The following is a 1,088-nucleotide window of genomic DNA, read 5'->3' on the forward strand; positions in this document are numbered from 1 at the left end:
GCTGCTCGGGTTGCGGTTTCTCCACCACGTTCGGATCGGTTTCACCGCCATAGTTGCTGGTGATGTTTTCATCCCTGGCTTTCTGTCCTAAGCCCCAGGGAATCACCACTGGTTCGTCCAGTTGCCGGTTACTCTGAAAGCTGAAACCGGTTCGGCTGTCCCTTGGCTGGATAACTTTTTGCTCGATGGCTCTGCCCATCCTGAAAAACACGTCAGGGCTGGTGGCCGGTGTGTAGCTCTGTCCGGCAAACTGGAAATTCAGCAGGCTGGCTTCGGGGATCCGGTAGCCGAGGTTTTCCTGCTGGTGCGGTGGGCTGAATTCATCCACACGTCGAAAGCTGGCCAGCCGCAGGGCGTCTTTCTCGGGTGGTGTCTGCCAGTCATGCTCGGTGCGCTGGTCTTGGGGCTGGAGGCTGTTGTCCCATCCCTGGCGCTGGTGGCTCTGCTTGGTGGGCGACTGCTGCCAGTGTCCACTAATGCGGTTCTCTTTGTCCTGACTCTGGCCATGACTAATTTGTACGGTTTCCTGCAAACTCGCCACCTCGCCCCAGAAAAACCCGACAGCATGGGCTTCCAGCGGTGTTGCCTGGTGACTGCTTTGCGCTCTGGTGGCATCTATCGTCAGGCTGCTGCCATAAGCGGCGCTTTGGTCACTCTGCTGTGGCTGGCTGGTCTGCCATTGGCTCTGGCAAAAACGGACAACCGAGGGCGGTGTGGTAAAGGTGTATGCCTTCTGTGGATAAAAAGCGAAATCCACCGCAGGCTGGTAGGCCTGCAGGCTGAATATAAAATCGGTGCTTGCGGAGGGGTCGTAAGCCATCGTTATGCACTGGGGATAATGGTCGGCAAAATCGGGCCATGTGCTAATGGTCGGCTAAATGGCTTTGCCTGAAATTGGGCGGTGCCGATGCTCTGGTTGCTGTCGGTATCCAACCACCACACGGGTTCGGTGCTGCTGGTCGTTCCTGCCAATGTGCAAAGGTAGACATAGCCCTGGAAGTTTGGCGGTCTGATAACGTCACCCACAACATAAGCGGTGCTAGGTTGCCAAACTGAGCCGTAATCATCAGCGGCGATAACAAAGACGG

General features: G+C 56.6%; 2 protein-coding genes. Both read right to left on the bottom strand.

Translation table 11 applies throughout. The features are described 5' to 3' along the window. Positions 1-820 (bottom strand): hypothetical protein (locus tag AK963_RS29485; protein ID WP_139117792.1); only part of this gene is annotated, 820 nt, incomplete at its 3' end. 2 nt (positions 821-822) lie between these two features. Next, a partial coding sequence (locus AK963_RS34080; RefSeq protein WP_202969937.1) for a hypothetical protein occupies positions 823-1,088 on the bottom strand: 266 nt, incomplete at its 5' end.

Source organism: Endozoicomonas atrinae, from assembly GCF_001647025.1.
Classification (GTDB): domain Bacteria; phylum Pseudomonadota; class Gammaproteobacteria; order Pseudomonadales; family Endozoicomonadaceae; genus Endozoicomonas; species Endozoicomonas atrinae.